The sequence below is a fragment of the Candidatus Avoscillospira sp. LCP25S3_F1 genome, from assembly GCF_052117125.1.
Classification (GTDB): Bacteria; Bacillota; Clostridia; order Oscillospirales; family Oscillospiraceae; genus Avoscillospira_A.
The window spans coordinates 1-1,348 of the sequence record NZ_JBQKJT010000057.1 but is presented as its reverse complement, the minus strand read 5'-3'; the positions used below and the strand labels follow the sequence as shown (position 1 = coordinate 1,348).

The following is a 1,348-nucleotide window of genomic DNA, read 5'->3' as shown; positions in this document are numbered from 1 at the left end:
CCCTGTAAGTGCAGTCGCAAATTCCCCAAAAATCTGTTAAACTGAACGAACAGAGACGGAGGGGATCGCAATGAAACGTTACAGCAAAGAATTTAAGGAAGAAGCACTGAAGCTGTCGGATGAGATCGGCGTAAAGAAAGCCGCGCAGCAGCTCGGCATCGCATACTTCACGCTGGCGGACTGGCGCAGCATACGCCGGAATACACCGCCCGCGAAGCCGCTGAGCGCGGAGGAGCAGATAATTCGCATCCGCGAACTTGAACGGGAGAATGCCGAGCTTCGCACCGCGAACGACATTCTCAAGGATGCACTCGGTTTTTTCGCAAAAGACCGCAAGAAGTAAAAGCGTGTGAGCGGCACCTGTTCGTAGTCGAACGCAAGGGCGTCTACACGGCAAAGGAGATGTGCCGTGTCCTGTGCCTGAGCGAATCCGGCTATTACCGCTGGCTGAGAAACAGAGAAAAGCGGAACAGGCGTCAGCTTCTTGCGGTCAAGATCGATGCAATTCTTGCGGAGCATCCGGATAATCGCAACTACGGCGTGGATCGCGTATGCCTCGCGCTTGAGCAGGACGGCGTCAACGTCAGCCGGAGAACGGTGTACCGCGTGATGAAAGAGAATGGCTGGCTCCATAAAAAACGCGTTCCGCACGGTATCACGAAGACCACGACAGAAGCGCAGGAGCAGGAAAACCTTTTAAAGCGGGACTTCAACGCCCGGCGCCCTTTGGAAAAATTCCTCACGGATATTACCGAGGTACAGTGCGCGGACGGCAAGCTGTATGTATCTCCGATCATGGACTGCTTCAACGGCGAGATCGTCGCGCTCGAGATGCGGGACAATATGAAGAAGGAGCTGTGCATTGACACGGTGCGGCAGCTGGGGCGGATCTATCCGAACCTAAAGGGAGCGGTGTTCCACTCAGACCGCGGGAGTCAATACACCAGCGCGGCTTTTCGCGCGGAGCTGTCTCGCCACGGCATGGTACAGAGCCTCAGCGGAACCGGACATTGCTTCGACAACGCACGGATGGAGAGCTTTTTCGCCACGCTCAAGAAAGAGAAGATCTATCAGATCGCGGCGTACAAGCTGCCGAGAGAACAAGTCAAAACGATCATTTTTCGCTATATTTTTATCTACTACAACCGCGTCAGGGTCTATACACGCAACCCGCTTGGGCTGCCGCCTGTGAAGTACCGGGAGTGGATACGGGCGCAGCAGGCAGCCTGACCGGTGCTGCCGCAGTTTTCCTGCGTTCCGCTACGCTCCACTTCGGAAAACTGCGCTGTATTACCATGCTTTTCAGATTTTGGGTGTTTCCAGACTGCACATTTCTTGACATTTCCAA

At 54.7% G+C, this 1,348-nt stretch carries 1 protein-coding gene and 1 pseudogene; both read left to right on the top strand.

Annotation, left to right across the window (positions count from 1 at the left end):
* Positions 1-70: 70 nt before the first annotated feature.
* The gene (locus ACTQ33_RS17070) at positions 71-343 is read left to right on the top strand and encodes a transposase (protein WP_412270935.1); all 273 of its coding nucleotides are present in this window, start codon (positions 71-73) and stop codon (positions 341-343) included.
* 11 nt (positions 344-354) lie between these two features.
* Positions 355-1,230, top strand: a pseudogene (locus ACTQ33_RS17065) (IS3 family transposase); the annotation flags it as partial.
* Positions 1,231-1,348 lie beyond the last annotated feature (118 nt).